Source organism: Shewanella sp. SR43-8, from assembly GCF_014163775.1.
GTDB lineage: Bacteria > Pseudomonadota > Gammaproteobacteria > Enterobacterales > Shewanellaceae > Shewanella > Shewanella vesiculosa.
The window spans coordinates 133,879-154,462 of the sequence record NZ_JACJDX010000001.1 but is presented as its reverse complement, the minus strand read 5'-3'; the positions used below and the strand labels follow the sequence as shown (position 1 = coordinate 154,462).

General features: G+C 45.6%; 8 protein-coding genes. 1 reads left to right on the top strand and 7 read right to left on the bottom strand.

Annotated elements, in window-relative coordinates:
• Positions 1–264: 264 nt before the first annotated feature.
• A complete protein-coding gene (locus H5114_RS00595) occupies positions 265–957 on the top strand; it encodes a fumarylacetoacetate hydrolase family protein (RefSeq protein ID WP_182721935.1) in 693 nt (230 codons plus the stop codon).
• A 151-nt stretch (positions 958–1,108) separates the two neighbouring features.
• Here H5114_RS00595 and H5114_RS00590 read toward each other — a convergent pair whose 3' ends face one another.
• The 7 genes from H5114_RS00590 to H5114_RS00560 all read right to left on the bottom strand — a co-directional run bounded on the left by H5114_RS00590 (position 1,109) and on the right by H5114_RS00560 (position 20,370).
• Positions 1,109–1,366: a hypothetical protein gene (locus H5114_RS00590; RefSeq protein ID WP_124016955.1), complete on the bottom strand. Its 258-nt coding sequence runs from the start codon at positions 1,364–1,366 to the stop codon at positions 1,109–1,111.
• 55 nt (positions 1,367–1,421) lie between these two features.
• Positions 1,422–3,050: an eicosapentaenoate synthase subunit PfaD gene (gene pfaD / locus H5114_RS00585; RefSeq protein ID WP_182721934.1), complete on the bottom strand. Its 1,629-nt coding sequence runs from the start codon at positions 3,048–3,050 to the stop codon at positions 1,422–1,424.
• Between the two features lie 20 nt (positions 3,051–3,070).
• Positions 3,071–8,983 (bottom strand): beta-ketoacyl synthase N-terminal-like domain-containing protein, encoded by a 5,913-nt coding sequence (locus tag H5114_RS00580; RefSeq protein ID WP_220492408.1) that lies wholly within the window; start codon positions 8,981–8,983, stop codon positions 3,071–3,073.
• Complete coding sequence (locus tag H5114_RS00575) at positions 8,980–11,166, bottom strand: PfaB family protein (RefSeq protein WP_310736373.1); 2,187 nt, start codon at positions 11,164–11,166, stop codon at positions 8,980–8,982. The genes H5114_RS00580 and H5114_RS00575 overlap by 4 nt, the downstream gene beginning before the upstream one ends.
• Positions 11,163–18,998, bottom strand: coding sequence for a type I polyketide synthase (locus tag H5114_RS00570; protein ID WP_182721933.1), 7,836 nt, complete (start codon positions 18,996–18,998; stop codon positions 11,163–11,165). Before H5114_RS00570 ends, H5114_RS00575 begins: the two co-directional genes overlap by 4 nt.
• The gene (locus tag H5114_RS00565) at positions 18,982–19,863 is read right to left on the bottom strand and encodes a helix-turn-helix domain-containing protein (RefSeq protein WP_124016959.1); all 882 of its coding nucleotides are present in this window, start codon (positions 19,861–19,863) and stop codon (positions 18,982–18,984) included. Before H5114_RS00565 ends, H5114_RS00570 begins: the two co-directional genes overlap by 17 nt.
• 369 nt (positions 19,864–20,232) lie before the next feature.
• Positions 20,233–20,370 (bottom strand): hypothetical protein, encoded by a 138-nt coding sequence (locus H5114_RS00560; protein ID WP_182721932.1) that lies wholly within the window; start codon positions 20,368–20,370, stop codon positions 20,233–20,235.
• Positions 20,371–20,584 lie beyond the last annotated feature (214 nt).

Here is a 20,584-nt window from a genome sequence, read left to right as displayed (position 1 = left end):
TAGAAATATATCTTTGTTTTTATAGTAGTATTTCATTGTTTATAAGTAAGCAATATCTAGCTTGTAAGCAAGATGTGTATATTCTTGTTAAGTTTATATGGCTACTGTTCAACATCTATATCGTCAGTTAGCAGCAAGATTGATAGGCTATCGTCATGTTCACTAGACACCCAATAGTATTTTGCTTTAAGTCTAAAAAGTGTAGTTGTTTATATCGCTAAATCGATATTTTTTATCATTATTTTTCAACCATTCGAGGTTAATGTGAGTCAACAATCGGTAACGCTAATACAAGCCAGTGGCCAACAGAAAAATATTACGCCGTCGAAAGTGATATGTATTGGGCGAAATTATGCTGAGCATATTGATGAATTAGGCAATGAAGTACCCGATGATATGGTGGTATTTCTTAAGCCTAATTCAGCGATTACTGAGAACTTATTAAGCTATAAGGACGAAGTGTTGCATTATGAAACCGAGTTGTGTTTTATGGTGGCAGATGGTCAGTTTGGTGCAGTTGGCCTTGGGTTAGATATGACTAAACGCGAGCTCCAAGGTAAATTAAAAAAACAAGGCTTACCGTGGGAGAGAGCAAAAGCCTTTGATAGCTCAGCCCTGTTTAGTCAATTTATTCCAATCACTCCGGGCATGGATAATTGGTGTTTTCAGTTAACCATTGATAATGTCGTGACCCAACTTGGGCATCAGCAATTAATGATGTATCAGCCTCGAGCCATTTTTAATGCGCTTAGTGAGTTTATGACTTTAAATGATGGTGATATTGTTATGACGGGAACCCCAAAAGGTGTGGGAGCTGTCACTGCTGATACGCAATTTACGATCAGTTTATGGCCTAATGTGCCATTTAGTCAGTTTGAGACTGTACTCTCGGGTGCTCATTCGCTTGAACAGCTTTGTGGTAAGCCAATGATCCTCAAGCAGTGGCTTGCTCAATAATCTTAGTACTGGACATGGCGATAGTGCTGCATGTAAATAGATAGAGCGCGAAAAAAAATGACCATCTTGTTAAAGGTGGTCATTTTTTATTGGTCATTGTTGGCGAGTACTTACGCATTTATCTTTTCAATGAGTATTGCTTTTATGCGTACTATTTCATTAACGCTACCGCTTCCATGTCTAGCTCGATATCGGTGCAACCTTTAGCACAATAAATCCCAGGGGCTTTAGCTGCAGGTTTGGCCTGTTTAGTGTTAGGCGGCAATTGCAGTGTTAGCGGTTTATTGCAATCACTGCAAGTGGCATTATTACCTTTAAGCATGCGCTTAATCAGATTCTTTTGTTGATTAAATGACGCCAATGTAGGGGCATTAATCGCTGAGAAATCGAGTTTCTGGGTATCGCTCATCTTAGTTCCTATCTTTGTAGCTGATCTCGCGATGAACCGAGATCCACTTGAACAGCTATTTTATTTGATCAATTGGGCGCCAACGCTGTAATGCTACTGGAAGGCTAACGCCTTGCGCCGTCAATAAATTCACTCGGGCCAAATAAGCTGCCCCATGCATTAAATGTTTCGCTAAGTCTACTGCATGACGTAGGCTGTAGTCATCTAAATAACTATTTTTAGCCCAAGCGTTAAATGCACCTAATGCTGGGCCTGCCCAAATTTGATAATCCATTTCACGGCCGACTTCACCAGAGTTTGACCAGCGGCTTGATAAGCCAAGATACCAACGGAAAATCAAGGCCATTTTACGTTTTGGATTGTCTTTAGCACGTTCAATTTGCTTTGGGTCGCGCTCATTAAAATGCGCGACAGTACCAGCCCAAATATCATCTAGGCTTGAGCGGAATACTTGTTTTTCAAGTTTTTCGCGTTCGTCACTTGGAATCGCTTCTATTGAGTCATAACGGCTGTAAATTTCATACAACTTGTTGGCTCGCATCGGGAATAATGTGCCACGCTTGACCACTTGTAACTTGACCCCCATTTCGAACATATCAGCAGCGGGTGCCATAGTCACATCGGCCATTTCGGTCGTTGACAGTAATTTGCGCGTATGCTCGCTAGCCCCCGCTTCCACGCAGGCTTGGTTAATTGAACCGGTAACAATATAGGCTGCGCCCATATGAAACGTAGCCAGCGCGGCATCGGGTGTACCCACACCGCCACCCGCGCCAACACGGATAGGTGTTTTGTATTTGTATTGCGCTTGCACTTCATCTTTTAACGCCAAAATAGTGGGCAGTAACGTCACTAATGGACGGTTGTCGGTATGGCCACCAGAGTCGGCTTCAGCGGTAATATCATCTGCCATTGGTACAAGTTGTGCCAGTTCCATTTGCTCTGCGCTAATGAGGCCATCATCAACAAGTTGTTGCAGCATTTTAACGGGTGCTGGTTGCATAAACTTAATCGCGACTTCGGTGCGGCTAATTTTAGCAATCACTTTATTGTCGATTTGAATATCACCATGAGCATCGCGGCTTAAGCCTGCTGCGCGGTAATAGACTATTTGTGGGGTTAAGCCTAAAAAGGCTGAGGCCTCAACCGTGCGCACTTTATGTTTTAAAAATAGCTCAACACTGCCACGCTCAAGCGCTGGCTCACTCGGGCTGTGGATTAAGTTAAACGCATATGGCCCATTGGGCAGCGCGGCTTGGATGCGGTTTATCGCTTGTTCAACTCGAGATGGAATTAACCCAGCTGCGCCAAACGAACATAAAATACCCGCTTGGCCTAACGCGATAACCAATTCTTCCGAGGAAATGCCATTAGCCATCGCGCCAGCATAATAGGCATATTTTACCCCATGCACGCGGCGAAAATTACTGTCGCCTAAACTTTGGGTACCCAGTGCAGGTCCAAAAGCGCTTACAGGTAAAGTGTTAGGTGCATTAACTGCGTCGGTCACCACTTGAGCTTGTTGCGCCACGCCTAAGCCTTGTTGCGCGTCGTTAACCAAATAACACGCTTGTGATAAATCTTTGAGCTTTTTGTTCATCCCAGTTTGATCAAAGCTAACGTGTTGCTGGCTAACTTGCCATGGCCAAGGAGAAAGCTTTTCGTTGTGCACTTGTGTTGTCATTATTATTATTCCTTTTGGGCCTAAGCTTCTTCAATACAGATTGCGATGTCTTTGACTTCATAAATGCGTAGACCATCTTTACTGAGGTTTGCATCGCCTATTATGATGCGCTTACCGTCTTCATCTTTTACTGCACTGATATGCACATCAAGTGACATTTGTTTGTTAAGCGGATTAATTTGACCGCGATATTTCCACTTAATATCCGACAATATTTGACCAAATTTCGGATTGGTGAAACCTTTACCTAAGTCTGTAGAGATGGCGTAAGTTTGCATCAACTCGATCACGGCTTCAACACCTAATGAACCCGGCATAACCGGATCTTGATGGAAGTGAAATTGGAAGAACCAATCACTTGGGTCAATCGTGCGTGACGCAGCAAGATAGCCCTTAGCGTATTTGCCACCAGTGTTAACAATTTCGGCTTTATCGATAAAGTTAAGCTGGCCGCCCGCAAGGCGATAATGCGGTTGGCTCGCTGGTGCATTAAATACTCGCGACTGTTTATCCAGTAAGTTGACGCTAATGTCTGCCGCGACATTATTATCGATATGCCAAGGCTGGGTGATCCTGCCATTATCAATACCAAGCTGGTTCTTTAGCGCATCACCTTTGAAGTAACCAAATACCGCACTACCAGTGTAAAATGGCTCGTTATCAACACTTAATTCAAAGGTGAAGCTTTGAATAATGTTACTGCCAGCGATGACGGTTGATAATAGCTTTGAGTCATTGACTATGGTTTTACCGCGTAAATCCACATGGCGCAATAATTTACCGCTACCATCTAAATTACGGAAAAACAGCTCTTGCCCGGGGAAGCCAAGAGTGGTGCCCATATAGCCTGAGATAAAACCGTTAGGTTGTAGTGAAATTTCCATTAGCACTGAGTAAGGCATTACCGCTTGATGGCTGTTTTTTGCAAAGTACCAAGCATCTGCCGGCACTTCGTACTCTGCGATACACGATGATGGCTTTTTCAGTTCGCCGCGCTTACCGTTAATTTCAACGACGCGCGTGGTTAACTGTAAATCGCCACAGGGTGTACGCGGCGGGATCAATCCGCGGTAAATACTAAAGTCTGGGCCAAAGCACTTTTCGATATCGCCTGTGGCAAATTCGAACATATGGTATGGCGTAAATGGTACGGTATCAGGCACGCGATTAGCATACTTTGAATCGGCACTTACGATGGGCGCTTCAAGGTGTTTTAGCGGAATAACGCCCTTGTTACTCGGGGCATGTAAATCTGGAACTTGCGCCATTAATGGCGCTTTGCTGGCAATCACTTTACTGCTAGCGTCTGAATCAACGGCAGTGCTAGTGTTTGCTGTGTTTAACGAGATAAGTGGGTAACGGGTACATTCAGCCTCTTCTTTAATCATCACGCCTAAGTTTTGGAAATCGACCACAACTTTGCCATTAAGTAAAATATCAATATTAGCTTTGGCGTAAGGGCGAGGATGAATGCCTATTTCAGTCACTTCCATGCGATAAGTCAGTTCGGCGGTTTGTGGTAACACTTGGCCACGACAGCGGACTTTTTGTGAGGCGTTTTCCAGAGGCTGGAATCGGCCATTCTCGACGAGAGTATGCATGCCAATGTGGATCATATAGAACTGTAATAGTTGACCACAACCTTCTGCCATTAGCGAGCCGGCCATCACTTGGTCGCCTTGGAAATGACAAGGGAAATACCAATGATCTGGCGCAATATGCTTATGACCTTCGAGTAAGCCTAAGCCCCAAGCACCACCTTGAGTTTGTAATTGACTTACACGCTCAATCATTAAGAACTTTTCTGAGGCAAAACAAAGCGATTTTTGCATACCATTTTGTAACTGGTGGGCGACGTGTTCGCCGCCAAAACAGCTGCCAATATCGCCGGTCAGTAAATGATGAATTTGGCCATAATCAAATGCCGTTTGGCTACAGTGAAGTAATGGCGTGAAGGTCGGTTTGTTTGGATTATTGAGCACTTGTTGACGACGTTTTATTTCATCTTCAGTTTGAATAACCCCTTTACCATCGGCCAGTTCTTGGTCGGTAAAGAAGCCTGCGCAGCCGCCATCCATTTTGAGGATCATCTTGTCGCCTACGAAGCATTCGTAAGAGAAAAAGAATAATAACGTATCGCCATTGCTAGCAAAGTTATTGATTTTTATATCGTAACGCAGCGTGTCACCGCCACGAGGTAAATCTTCTAAGAAAGTCAAAGTACAATCTAATAAACGATAAACCCGTTCGCCCTTGTTTTCAAAATCGATGCCTAAGTAACTGATCAACATTAAATCACATTGACCCGATTCTACTGCTACAGCCCAAGGGATTTGACCATCGACTAAATACGGCGCATCGACTGGGATGTCGTATTCAGTGGTCATTGAACAGGGTTTGTATTGATTCATGGTCGCATCAAGTTTAGTGACGCGCGACACCAACAAATAATCTGTGGTGGGCAGTCTTACTCGACGAGAATAGCTGTCGATGATGGCATAATCTGGGCCAAATACCTTAGCGATATTGCCTTCGGCATACTCGACTAAATCAGCATAATTCCAAATACACGGTTTATCCGCTGGGATCGGCGCGGTGTAAGCTGGCACACAAGCATGATTAGGTTGAATTAATTCCACAGGTACAGCAGCTGAGGCGATAGGAGCTACATTTACAGCAGGCTGTGAAGCCTGCGACACATAAGAGATTTGCTGGCTGGTGAAACCGGCTAATTGTGAGCGTAATAAACTGTCGGCGACTTTTAACCCCGCATCTCGGCTGGATAAGTAGGCTAAGTGCGCTTGCTGCGCTAACCATTGATTTTGCTGAAATGCACTTAAATGTGCTGGCGATATGGTCGGGCTTGTCACACTGGCAACCTTAGGTTGCTCTGCTGTTGAAACGGTGTTTTCTGACATAAGAGACTCGGCGATATGCTCGCTATGATTGACACTAAAGTGGCTGCTGTCACAGGTGGTTTTTGGCTTAGTTCTGTCAATGATTTTAGCTATTGCTGAAGTGGTATCAGCACATTGATCTAGATTGCTGTCGGCCATTGTTGTGATATTGGCGCATTGAGCCACAATGCTGTCGAGACCTTCAAGTGAGCTATCAATAATATGTTGATAGATATCTCGGCCACCTAAACTAACTTGCTTAATTAAGCTTAACTTATTGCCTGTGGCTAATTGTTGCGTCAAATTGTTGCTCAGACGAGTACGCAATGCGTGTTGCTGCGGCGCCGAAACAGACAGATTAACCTGTGAGTATTGGGTTTCGCTGCTGGTGAATACACTGGCGTTGATGGCCGATTTATCAATATGGCGGCTTTGTACTAAAGCGTGCAGTAAACTGGCCATGCCAGAAGCGGCAAAGGTATGACCGAGAATATCTTGTGCTTTACTCAACAACGGCGCTGAGCTGACCGCTGCAGCAGCATCAGTTAATCCTTGGACAAACTGTTGGCCTTGAGTTGTTAATATGCATTCAGGCGATTGGTTTAATTCGATAAGATCTGCTGCAATGTTGGCCGGGCGTTGTGATAAGGAGTCAAAATCAATACTGTTTATGCTGGCATAGCTGTCAAGCTCTGGATGCGCAGCATTAGTTTGTTGCAACACTATTGCGCCAGCGCCTTCACCTACTTTCCAGTCGGTTGAGCTTAATCCTTTAGCATTAAGCTTGGCAGTATTGAATAACATATTTTCAATGCTGCCGGAAAGATCTACCGCGGCGATGATGATGGCATCCAAAGGCTCTTGTAACGAACCAAGAGCAAATAAGTTTTGCGCCACATCGATACAACGATTAACTGACTGTGCACCAGCTGAAATGGTAAATGCCGGGCCATTGAAATCCCATAATGAGGAGATCCGTGACGCCATAATGTTACCAATGAAGCTGGTATATTGATTTAGCTTGGCGGCATCTAAAACACTGTCCATCGCAATTGCTTCAAGGCTGGCATATTCAGCACTGGATAACTGGATCCCTTGGGCATTAAGGCTTTGCGCTATTTGGCTATGTAAGTTAACTCGACCGCGAAATTGGTGTAATTCAAGTTCGGTTTCCATGGCTACCAACACGGCTACTTTACTGCCAGGCGTTAGCTTAGCATTAGCAATGGCTTCATCTGCTATTTTGATTAATAACAGTTGTTGCGATATCAGGCGATCATCTTCATTAGGCGGCACTTTGAAACGTAAAAAATCAAAATCGAACTGTTCAATATACGCCCCTTGTGGCACCTGATGTATGCCATATTGAGCCAATAACTCAGGGTGCTTGTCTAAGCCTTTCCAGCGTTGATTGGGCAATGGGCTAAACAGTGGTTGCTTATTGATGATTTTATCAGCCAACGCATTGATGCTGCTGCACTGACCAAAGTGGGCTGCCATGCCGGTAATGTGCATTGGCGTTTCTGTACTGACTATTTTGCTGCGACTAAGCTGAGAGAGTTTACTGTCAGCATGGTTTATGCCTGCCTGATCTTGATAGGACTCAATCAGTAAATGGGCGTTACAACCGCCAAAACCAAATACTGATACACCTGCATGGCGGGCTTTATTACCGGCTTTATCGGGCCAAGGCAAGACCACATTGGGCAAAGTCGCTTGACCAAATAAGCCGTTAGGCGAGGTAATAGGGGAGCTGATATTAATACTCGGTGGCAACACGCCTTGGCGCATGGCAAAAATCATTTTCATGATCCCAGGCATGCCTGCAGCGGTGAGTAAATGGCCTAGATTAGATTTGGCTGAACCAATCAGTGGCGTCGCGCTGCCTTGAAGTTTATCTTCAAAAAAGCGTTCCATTGAGGTTAATTCTACTTTATCGCCTAATGGCGTTCCCGTGGCATGGCATTCAATCACTTCAATACTGGCAGGGGTAATACTTGGGTCTATTGCTGCCGCATCGCGATAAGCGCGCTCGAATGCTAGTACTTGGCCTTTGCTGTTCGGGCTTAACACAAACTGACCTTTACCGTCGTTTGATAAACCGATACCACTGACTAAAGCATAGATATGATCGCCATCACGCTCAGCGTCTTCAAGGCGTTTAAGCACTAATACACCCGCACCTTCGCCGGCGAATAAGCCTTTACTGTTACGATCAAAGGGCGCTGAAATTCCATGGTCTGGATAAGCATGAAATATTGAAAATCCCATATTGATGAAGAATGGATCTGCGCCAGACACAGCGCCAGCTAACATCATATCTGCCTTGCCAGTATGCAAGTAATCACAGGCGAGTTTTAAGGCGTAAACCGAGCTAGCACAGGCTGCATCTAAACTCAGCTGCGTACCGCCTAAACCCAAAGCATCGGCAACAATTTTCGAGGCATTATGGGCAATGGCACCATTACCTAAGTTAACCGTTTGAGCGGTGGCAGCGTGATTAGCTTGTGGCTGATCACAACTCTTGTTAAGGCTATTATTGAAACAGTGTAGGCTAAAGTTTGGCTGTTGCAGCTTGGTCTGTAAGGCTTTTTCGACCGCGCTGTGATACAGAGGTACAAACAGTTCATTAGATTTAGCCGTAGGGAATGATAAGGTTCCCATCACAATACCGGTGCGTTTAAGCAAGCTATCGTCAAGGCTAATACCGGCATCTGTTAACGCATTACGTGCTGTGTCGGTTGCCCACAAGAAGCTATCGTCTAAGCCATTAAATGCGCTGGGCTCAATGCGATAACCTTGAGGATTAAATTGAAAGTCTTGAATGTAGCCGCCTTTATCGCAATAAAAACGGTCCGATTCGCCTTGTATACCCAAGTAGTCACTCGGTGAAGCATTGAGTTTGCTGGCACTGATTTGGCTGCGCGAATCTTTTTTGTCTAATAAGTTTTGCCAAAATTTAGCGGGAGTATCCGCGTCTGGATACTGATTGGCTAAACCGACAATGGCTATTTTAGGGGTAGCTTGAGAACTCAATGAGGTTCTCCTTCTAATGATGTTTCACTATAACAAATGAGGGATGAGCCGTCGGCTAATGCCGCCTGCTGGGATAATGTATTAATGCTAGCGTCAAGGCTGCGAATAAAATGGCTTAATGACATGGGCACTCGATGAGCAATTAGTTGCCCTAGGCATTTAAGTAAACTGGTGACGTCATCGCCACCTTTAGCATTGACGGCCATTGCCATCGCTGAGACGCTATTGCTACTCTGCGCATTGATTTTGTCAATTAGGGTGGTAGTTTGCCGATCGGCACCTACTTCAACAAATAGTCGACAGCCTTGCTCTCGAGCATTAAGAATTAACTGAGTAAAATTGAGCTGATGACAAAAAGTATCGGCAATCGATTTTGCAATGGCTTGTGAGGTTAATACAACAGGCTGAGTCTCTGCTGCGGAGATAAACTGCAATTGGCTTGGTAAGTTTTCTACTAATGGTTGTTGATAAAATTGCCTTACTGATTCGCTGATGTTCAATGCCGCAGGCGTGTGCATTGCGGTGACGCGATTAGCGGCAATACCGCGTTTACCAGCTTGTTTTAGTAAGGCTTTACAACTGTTTTCACAGCCGGCAACAACACAGGTATCACCCTGAATAATAGCAATATAAGCCCGTGGGTAATTGGCTAAATGAGGCGCGAGTTCGTCAATGCTGGCTCGAGTAACGAAGCTATTCCATACAATGTTTTCGTCATCGGCTAATTGCCATTGTTGGCGAACACAGCGGAGCTCACCAGAAATATCTTGGGTAAAAATACTGCTGTTTTGCGTGGCTGCAATCATGCTGTGCGGTGTTTGCCATACGTTTAAACTCGCCCACATGGCCGCTTCACCCATGGAATAACCCAAAGCAAAACGAGGCTCAATGGCAAATTCTTGCTGCAACAGCTTGGTTAAAATATAACTGGCGCCAACACCAGCAATGGCTAATTGGCTCAGGCTCATCTGTGCGGCACGATTTTTATCTGCCGCATAGATAAAGTCCGTTTGTAACATCGATTGCATGTCACCTTGGTTTTCAAGTTCAGCATACAAATCTGGGAAAACCAGGCCTATTTGACTAAGCATGTTTGGGTACACAGTGCCAACGCCTGGATAAACAAAGCTCAAGCCATTATGACCCAGCGGCGCTGAATATAAGCAACTGCCCGCAGGCGTTTTATATTCTATCGGCGTATGACTATTCGCATCATGCTGCTGACGAGTGGCGATTATGGTCATCATCGCGCTGACTTCTTGTACTAATGCGCGGCGATCGGCTGCCATTAAGACTAGGGCTAGCGGTGCATCTGTTTGATAATCTAATAAACTGGTTTTGATAAGCTCGAGTAAGCTTATGTCGTTAATGGCTGAGTGTAACTGCGAAGAAAGGCCCATCAGCTTAGTGTGCAATTGCGCCAATGAAGCGGCGCTAAGCGGCAGCCATAAACGTTGAGTACTGATTAACGGCTTGGCGGCGATAAGTGCACGACCTTGGGTAAGGATGATTGCCTGAACACCTGATGCGGTTGGATAACATAAAGCTGCGACTCGACTTTGGTGAAATGCACTAAACCAATATTGACCGTTAGCCTTGTCTTGGGTTGGTATACAGCGACTCGCGATAGACTCGACTAGGTTGACCATTGCCGTCAGTGCTGTTTGTGCCGTCTCATTCGTATGGGGCGCACTCACATGAGGAGCGGACTCAGATCTAGAATCATTAGCTGGATCCGTCACTGCATCATCAGTGGCATTGCCATCAGAACTTGCACTAAAATTATAACAGCCATCTAGCGCGACTATCTGTGGCTGAGCATGCAGACGTTTTGCATGCTTAAGGGCAAGTGTTACCGCTTCAGTTTGGTTGTTACTCAGTGCAATACCATTGATATAAGCATGCGCATGAATACCGTTTTTAGCCGCAATTAACCCAGACATTATCCACAATCGATCGCCAATGTTGACCATGTCATTGCTGGTGGACGATAGGTGTTCGCAAGCGTGCAATAACGCCAATGCAAAGCCGTCGACACTATGAGTGTCGACAGTGGTCAGGTGTTCATTAATCGAGGCAATATTAGGCTTGCTGAGCAACAAAGCTAAACGCATAGGCTTAGTTTGTTGCTTTGCAATACGCTCACTCATCGTGTTTAGCGCCATGTTGCTTAATACCGTCACACTGTTTCCTTGCTGTGGTGAGACACACCAGTAGCCGCTTGATGTGGAATAAAGGCCCCATTCAAACTTTTACTGATAGTCACTTTAGCGTTGAGCATTTGGCAACTCAAGCGACCATCTTGATGGTATAAACTCACGTTAGCGATTAACATTCTGCCGCTGTGTTTAACAACATCCAGTTGAATATAACCTTTATCACCACTGGCAAATGGCCAAGCGGTAACGCATTCAGCCGTAGATGACGGTAAGCTTGCTGCACCGTATTTAAGTCTGGCCCATACCAGCATGGCTTGTAGCAGCAAATCTTCCGCGAAAACTTGGCTGCCACCTAATGCCGATGATGGGATAAAACGTTGACAGTCAGCGGTATTAATCTGCGGTAATTGCACTTGGCACAAGAGCTGAGCATCATCAAATGCCAACACTTGCTTAATGCCTTGCAAACGTGGGCCATGAAACAAGGTTCCGTTTTGATACAGTTCAACCCCTGAGCTCAACGGCGCTATATGCGACCACTTTGTCAGGCTCGCTGTATCAATCACGGGCTTGGCAATATCATCAGTCAAGACGGCGCGATTGATCACTAATGTTGCTTGATATTGCGGTTTCATTGCTGCACTTGGCTCATTTAACAAACGAGATGAGATCAGCGCGTTGATCCCAGCGTCAGTTTGCGTTAGTTCCAGTTGCAGCAAATGTGGCTCATTGGTGTCAAAAATAACCCCTTTAAGCAATTTATATTCAGCAATACTGACAGGCACATGACATAAGGTTTGTGCTGCATCACGCATCCATTGCATGGCACATACTGTCGGCAATACCGGATTACCAGCAATACAATGATCGCTAACAAAAGGCATTTCAGCCGGGGTTAAGACTCGAGTCACCGTCATGCTGATAAGATCAGAGGACTGTGTCTTAGCTGCAAACGTCAGCGAACCCTTGGCGATAAGCAAAGCGTCCGCATTAAGCTTTTTTACAGCATTACCCTGTTCTGATGAACCTTGCATATCAGAGCCAATAAGCAATTGTGCGCCTTGCTGACTTAATAAACTGTGGGCAAATAACTCGGCACCTGCTTGTAATGGAATCACGTAAACACCGCGATCAACAAACATTTTCTTTAATGCCGAACTGACCATTCCGCCATCCCAAGGGCCCCAGTTAAAACTCATTACTTTAGCATGCGCTAAGGTGTGTGCCAGTTTAAGGGCGGTTTTATTGAGGATTTCATTCGACATAGCATAATCGCTTTGTCCGGTATTTCCGTAGAAACCAGCAGCGGATGAAAACAAGGCAATCAGCTTGATCTGTTGTGGGTCGAGTGCATTAATTATGCTTGCAAGCCCGGTCACTTTGGTGTGGTAAACGCGGTTAAGTTCATCCAAGGTTTTGTCTTGAATATGCTTGTCGGCTAACACCCCTGCGCCGTGAATAATGCCATTAATGGTTAACGAGTCGCCCTTAGCATTCGTCAGGCTGTTAAGGCTGGCGGCTACCGCTGTGGCGTCGCTGACATCCATTGAGACATATTGCGCGCTGGCGCCGACCTTACTGAAAGCGGCTAACGCAGCATCGATTTCTAGGCTGCTGCTAATTGGCCACACTAATGCATCAATTTGTTTTGGCGTGGGTTTATTGCCTTTCGATTGAATATAAGCAATGGCCGCGGCTGTTAACTCAGAGGCTTGCTTGCCTTGTGCCCAAGCCGGTAAGTCGCTGCCAAAATGTTGGCTACGACCTGCTAACACAAAATGTGATTGGCATTGTTTGGCTAAGGTGAGGGCGCATTCAAACGTTACCCCTTTTGCGCCGCCGGTGACCAAAATAGTGTCATTACCATCAAGCGTTGCTGGCGCAAACTGCTCACTGGCATTGGCGGCGACTAAGGTTACTCGACCTTGCTGACTAATCCCCACTTCATTAATGCGATCTACGCTTGCATTGGCACCATCGATATCAAACAACTCAGCAACGATGGCATCGGCAAAGCTTGTCGCATCAATATTATTGCTAATGTCTAAGGCGCGGCAAAATACTTGTGGCCACTCATGGCTTAAGGTTTTGCTCAGCCCAGACAGGGCCGCTTGATTCAGTTCCGCTGTGGCTAATTGGTCATTATCTAAGTAGCCAAACCCGCCGTCTAAACGACTCACGGTAAAGTAGCACAGACGCGAAGACGTTGGTTTAGCAAATTCTGGGTGAAGATGCTTAGCCCATAAGAACGCGTTGTCGACAGCGGCTTTTGCAGCAAGAGTACACGACATTAATGGGTGATTATTTACTAGCGTTTGCGGCTGTAAATGAACAAAACCTGCAATGGCATGTTCAGCGCCCAAGTCGGCTTTAATATCGGCAATCACCTGAGCAATGTTCGCATCATCAATGCTGCTCAAGGTGTAGCTTTTAATATCACTGCTTAATGGTGAATGCGCTACGCTGATGGTTTGTGGGTTACGAATAACGGCGACGGTTAATCCCTTTGCAGTGAGTTTTTCAGCGAGTAAACCGGCGTTATGGCCATCATCTGTGATGACAATACAGTTTTTCGCTGAATAACAATCTACGAGTTTATCCGCCGCGGGTAACTTTTTTAGCGCTACCTCGCTGTGTGGCGGTAATGCTGCGGTGTTAACCTCAACCTTATTTGCCGTTGATGCTGGGGCGACAGCCGCAATCGCGGTTGAGGTCGCTGCAGGCAATTTGGTTTGCATGTAGCTGACGATTTCACCTAAGGTGCGACATTCGGCTAAATCTTCTGGGTTAAGCTCAGGTAAGCCAGGCAACTCATCTTGTACTGTGCCTAAAATCTCGACCCGTTTGATTGAGTCGATACCTAAATCCGCTTCCATGTCCATGCTCAGTTCAAGCATTTCAGCTGGGTAACCGGTTTTGTCGGCGACAACTGACATCATGGTGCTTAATACTGTATCAGCACTCAAGCCCGTTGTCGGTGCTGTAGATGAAGAGACGGTTGCTACTGGTGCCACGGTAATGGCTGCAGGCAGTTTGGTTTGCATATAGCTGACGATTTCGCCCAAAGTGCGACACTCAGCTAAATCTTCTGGGCTGAGTTCAGGTAAGCCTGGCAGCTCATCTTGCACTGTACCTAGAATTTCAACACGTTTGATTGAGTCGATACCTAAATCGGCTTCCATGTCCATGCTCAGTTCAAGCATTTCAGCAGGGTAACCGGTTTTGTCGGCGACGACTGACATCATAGTGCTTAATACCGTATCAGCACTTAAGCCCGTTGTTGGTGCTGTAGATGAAGATGAAGAGACGGTTGCTACTGGTGCCACTGTAATGGCTGCAGGCAGTTTGGTTTGCATGTAGCTGACGATTTCGCCCAAAGTGCGACACTCAGCTAAATCTTCTGGGCTGAGTTCAGGTAAACCTGGCAGCTCATCTTGCACTGTGCCTAAAATTTCGACGCGTTTGATGGAGTCGATACCGAGGTCAGCTTCCATGTCCATGCCAAGTTCAAGCATTTCAGTAGGGTAGCCAGTTTTATCGGCAACTACGGCGAGCATGGTGCGCTGGACGCTTTCTGCGCTTAAGCCCGTTGAGTTAACCGTTGCAGCCGCAACTGTTGGCAACGCAGAGGTTGCAGGTAATTTAGTTTGCATGTAGCTAACGATTTCGCCCAAGGTGCGACACTCGGCTAAATCTTCTGGGCTTAATTCAGGTAAGCCTGGTAGCTCATCTTGTACTGTGCCGAGAATTTCGACGCGTTTGATAGAGTCGATACCTAAATCGGCTTCCATGTCCATGCCAAGTTCGAGCATTTCAGTAGGGTAACCGGTTTTATCGGCAACCACAGCGAGCATGGTGCGTTGGACGTTTTCAGCTGTTAAGCCAGTTGATGCAGTTGCAGTGTTTGCCGCAACTGGTGCAGCAGACGCAACACTAACTGCATTAGCAGCAGGTAATTTAGTTTGCATGTAGCTAACGATTTCACCTAAGGTGCGACACTCGGCTAAATCTTCTGGGCTCAGCTCAGGTAAGCCTGGTAGCTCATCTTGTACTGTGCCGAGAATTTCGACGCGTTTGATAGAGTCGATACCTAAATCGGCTTCCATGTCCATGCCAAGTTCAAGCATTTCAGTTGGGTAACCGGTTTTATCGGCGACCACATTGAGCATAGTGTCTAACACTTGTTGCTGCGATAGTCCTGCTGTTGGGGCTGAAACTGCAAGCGAACTCACTTGCTGAGCTACAGGAGCCTGGACTGGTTTACTGGCAGTCTGTTGAGATTGAACCGCTTGAGCTGGTTGAACTTGAGTAGCAACAGGAGCTACCACAGTCGAAGGCGTCGTTGTGGCCTGAGCAACTTGGCTTTGGGGCACAAATGCAGGCTGCATAGATGCCGCAGCTACTGGTGCTGACGTCGACGCTGGCATTGGTGTTTGCCCTTGTAACATGGCTAATGCAGCTTGACTTGCTTGCGCTTGCAGCGTTAAAAATTGACTGTGACTTTGCAATGTTTGTGCTTGATGCTGGTGGAACAGCTCCATAGAACGTTGCAAGCTTTCAGGAATGGCTAATCCCGATGATGCCATTTGTGCTTGCGCTGTCATCAAATGAGCAAAGGTGTCGCCATATTGCTGTGGTATGGCTAAAAATTGCTGATGTAATTGCGCCGTTTGTTGCTGCGCAGCAAAAAATGCACCGATACTATCGGCCGACGCTGGCACATTTGCGCTAACTGGTTTAGCTGCTACGGCCGTCGTTGCCGCCAAAGGTGCGGCAACTGCAGAGGCTGGCGCTTGTGCTGATGTTGCAGGCACTTCAATGTATTCAGTTTTAATCACTTCTTTTTCCACAATTTTTTCCACAATTTTCTCGACCGGTACTTCTACTGTTTTGCTGGTAACTGTGCCAGTTTGTAGCGACTTGTTCATTTTGGCTTGGGTGGTGGCGCTAATATAATTACTCGCAGTTAACTTGACGTTCATCGGTGACACTTTTGCAAGTTCAGCAATGGGCGCTTGATAAGGATCAACCTCGGTTAATGCCAGCCCTAATACCGCAAGCTGGCAGGCTGCTTGACGCAGTTGAGTGTCGCTATTGCCTTTAGGATTTGGGTTCAAGCTCACTATGCTGACTGATTCGGCTTTGTTGCCCAAGGTCGCCTCAACCAATTTATGGAGGATGTTTTTAGGACCAAACTCAACAAATACTCGTGCGCCAGCGTCATACATAGCGGTTAATTGCTCGCTAAAACGAACTGACTGCAGCATATGATCAGTAAATGCTGCCTTGATTGCTTTAGGATCATTTGGATGTGCTTTACCTGTGCCATTGGCATAAAGGCTTAGTTTTGGCTTAGCAAATTTAACCTTATCGATGGCTGCAGCAAAGGGTTGTTGCGCATGCGCCACTAATGGCGTGTGGAATGCGCCAGAAACCGGCAAGGCGATTGCTTTAAAGTCAAGTTCAGCGGTGATTGCTTGTGCCGCTAAGGTACATGTTGCTGTTGGGCCTGCAATAACCAGTTGGGTTGGTGCATTGTAATTAGCCACTTTGACGCCCTCAAATGCACTAATGCACTGTTCAAGCTTTTCAACACCTTGGTCAGCAGCTTGAGCGGGGACAATAATGGCGTACATCACGCCAGCATCTTGATCTTTAGGCGTTGCCGCCATTGCTTGGCCACGAGCAAAGGCCAATTGATAATAATCAGCTTGGCTAATGACCCCCGCAGCACATAATGCTGACAGTTCACCAAAACTATGACCGGCCACCATATCGGCTTTAAAACCTGCTTGAGTCAATAATGCATATTGGCCCATGCTCACTGCACCAATAGCACTTTGGGCATTGGCAGTATTGGTTAATGCTGCGTGTTGTGCGGCAATATCTTCGGCTTCAAAAGCCGGGGTAGGGTACATTATTTGCGATAGTGGCATTTGTTTATGTTGCGCAAATACCTTATCTGCTTGCATCAATTGTTGACGCATTTCTGGATAAAAACAGGCTAAATCGACGCCCATGTTCAGATACTGCGCCCCTTGTCCGGCAAATAATGCCGCCACTTTATGGCTTGCTGATTCAGGATGAATTAATGCTGCTGAGCGATAACTGGTGCCAGAAGGCAGTTGCCAGCTGTCGGCAGTATTCGAACTCAATTGCGCCAGCGCTTGAGTCAGCTGAATGGTTAAGTCTGCTAATGATGCCACCACTAAGCCTATGCGCGCGGCTTTAGGGGCTATGGTCGTTAAGGCAAAACGTTTACCAAAATCAGCCAACACAATTTCTTGACGATTTTGCTGTGTGGTATCAACAGCACTAATTTCAGCTTGCAGTGCGCTTAATTGAGTCTGTAATGCAGCTTTATTTTCAGCATGGATTAACAGACTTTGCGGCACGGAACGTTGACGATATTTATCGCCTCGAACATGTTCTTGGCGGTATTCTTCCAACACAATGTGGAAGTTGGTGCCACCAAAACCAAAGGCACTAATACCCGCGCGGCGCGGCGTATTGTCTGTACGAGGTAACCATGGACGGGTTTCGGTGTTTAAATAAAACGGCGAGTCCTGAATGTTTAATTTAGGATTGGGTTTACTGACGTTAATGGTCGGTGGCAACACTTTATGATGCAAAGCCAAAGCAACTTTAATGACCCCAGCGGTTCCAGCGGTCGATTTAGTGTGGCCGACTTGTGATTTTACTGACCCAAGAGCAATGTGCTGTTGGGTATCATTATCTTCGGTAAACACCGATTTTAAACCATTGAACTCTGCCACATCGCCAGCGGCAGTGCCTGTTCCATGAGCTTCAATTAAGCCAACCGTGTGCGGTGCAAAACCCGCATCATCATAAGCGCGTCTTAATGCTTTAGCTTGGCCTTCTGGGCGCGGGGCATAAATACTTTTAAACTTACCATCAGATGATGAGCCAATCCCTTTAATAACAGCATAAATTCGGTCACCATCGCGCTCAGCATCGTCAAGACGTTTAAGCGCCATCATGCCAATGCCTTCACCTATCATCATGCCTTTAGAATCGATATCGAAAGGTTGAATGGTGTCATTAGTGGTAAATGCCGGTGTTTTTGAAAAGCTCATGTACATAGATGGTGAGTTATCGGTACACACACCACCGGTGATCATCATGTCACTGCGGCCTTCAACTAATTCTGTTATCGCCATGCGCATCGCCGCTAAAGAACCTGCACATGCCGCGTCAACCACGCAATTCATGCCGCCTAAATCAAAGCGGTTAGCAATACGCCCAGCAATCACGTTACCAAGTGAGCCTGGAAATGAGTTTTCTTCCCAGTGGATATATTGATCTTGAAACTTTTTGATCAACATCTCAGTGTCTGCGTCGCTTAGACCACTATTTTTAAATACTTTTTTGAGTATAGGATACTGTAAACGACCGCTGAGACTGTGATTGATTTTTTGACCACCGCCGACGCCTAATGTAATACCGATGCGATCGGTATCGTACTGCGCATCAATACCTGCATCGGCCAGCACTTCTTTGGCGACCACTAAAGATAAGAGTTGTGAGGTGTCTGTCAGTTCGAGGATATTCGGTGGCAAGCCAAATTCCATTGGATTGAAATCGACTTCGGGTAAAAAACCACCGCGTTTACAGTAGGTTTTATCGGCCATTGATTTATCGGCATTGTAGTAATCTTCAGCGTTCCAATGGGTTTCTGGAACGTCGATAATGGCATCAATTTTTTCGCTGATTAAATCCCAAAACTTGTTTAGGTAACGTGAGTTAGCAAAAATACTCGCCATGCCGACAATCGCGACTGGCATATCTTTTAAGCGTTTGTTTAAACGCTTATCTTTATTACTGGATTGGCTCATATGAGTCTCCGTTTGATAACTGAGGTTCAGTTATCTGGTGTTGGGATCCAGCTGCATCAATGGTGCTAGTAGATACTGCGGCTGGTTGACTTGCTCCAGGAAAACGAGCAAGAAAAGTGTGATAGTTGCGAACCAATAACTTACGTAAATGAAATGGCCCGTGCTTTAAGACATGGGTTATATAGCGATTACTCGCTTGGGTATGGCTGTCTTGATAAATATCGAGGTAAACCCAGTCAGACTTAAAATCAACGCCAAGCAAAACAGAATAGGCTTGCTGCTTTGTTAATTGAGGCGGAATACTTAACGACACCACTTGCACGACGTTGTCCGGATCTGGACTTGGCAGGGCTAAAGTATCGGCTAAGGTTTGCGGGTTAACGGTATAGGTTTGAATATCGGCTCCCTGAGTGATCGGCAGCTGATTGAAAAATTTTTCTGGCACAAAAGGAGTATCAAACTCGTCGAGTTTTGATACTCCAAAGCGCTTTAAACAGCGAGCTAGGCCAGATCGGGATACATTAGGGTTGATAAATTCTTGGGTAACTTTTAATAACCTGTCTAAAGGCATTTTTAATTGATAACGCAAGCCCAGCATCACGTACTCTTCCATCGGAGAGAGTGTTGTGTTGAGTTTGTGCGGGGTATTTGGCGTGTTATCGATGGAGTCACGTTTACGCCACTTACGAACGGTGGCCTCGCTAATATTCAGGATTTTGGATAATTGACTGACACTATAATCGGATTGCTGAATAAATTGACGCATTTCCGGCGTCGTGGTCGCATTACGGTGATAAACCGATTTTGGACGAGGCTTACTCTTCAATAGTTCAGGTGCTAAATGTGTGGTTATCTTTTTTGTCATCTAGACCGGTATTCCAAATAATCTATTGGGACTTTAGCGCATTTAAACTTACCTATACTTACTTAATTCATACTTAAATAAGCTAAAAAATGAGTCCAAATATCCATTTATGCTTTTTTTAGCACAAAGCAGATTACCTGAGGTTTCACTCCGATACAATCACCCGAGACTAAAAACAAGATCTGAGCGGTAAAAACGATTATTAAGGCTATGTTTCAATGCTTACATCGTCGCTGTAATTGCCCTGAAACCGCGTTATTTTGGCAATTATTTAGCCATCAATTAAGCGGTATATTATTTGAGTAAAAAGCCGCTAACGAGCTGTCTCATTAACGGCTTGGGAACAATTTTATCGGTTTTTAAAGCCAATTAACTTGGAAAGAAATCAATGGCCCAGATGGTGGTCATTACAGCGACACTTTCGGCAGGGAAGTTGATTAAACGCAATACTAAGGTTAATTGACGCTCTAACTTGGGGTTATTGAGTTCGCTTGATTTAATCGCCACTTTGCTGATGGTGCCATTGGGCAAATGCAGCGTTTGAGCTGAATAACGCTAACAATAATATAATGACTAGGCTGACTATGCGCATAAATGTTCAAGCTTTCGATGTTGTGGTCGTGATGATTGTTGATGAATTAGCACTAATCATCAACAGTAAAAGTTAACATAACGATTATCAGGTTAACTATACTGACTTGTACCCGTCGTGATACAGGGA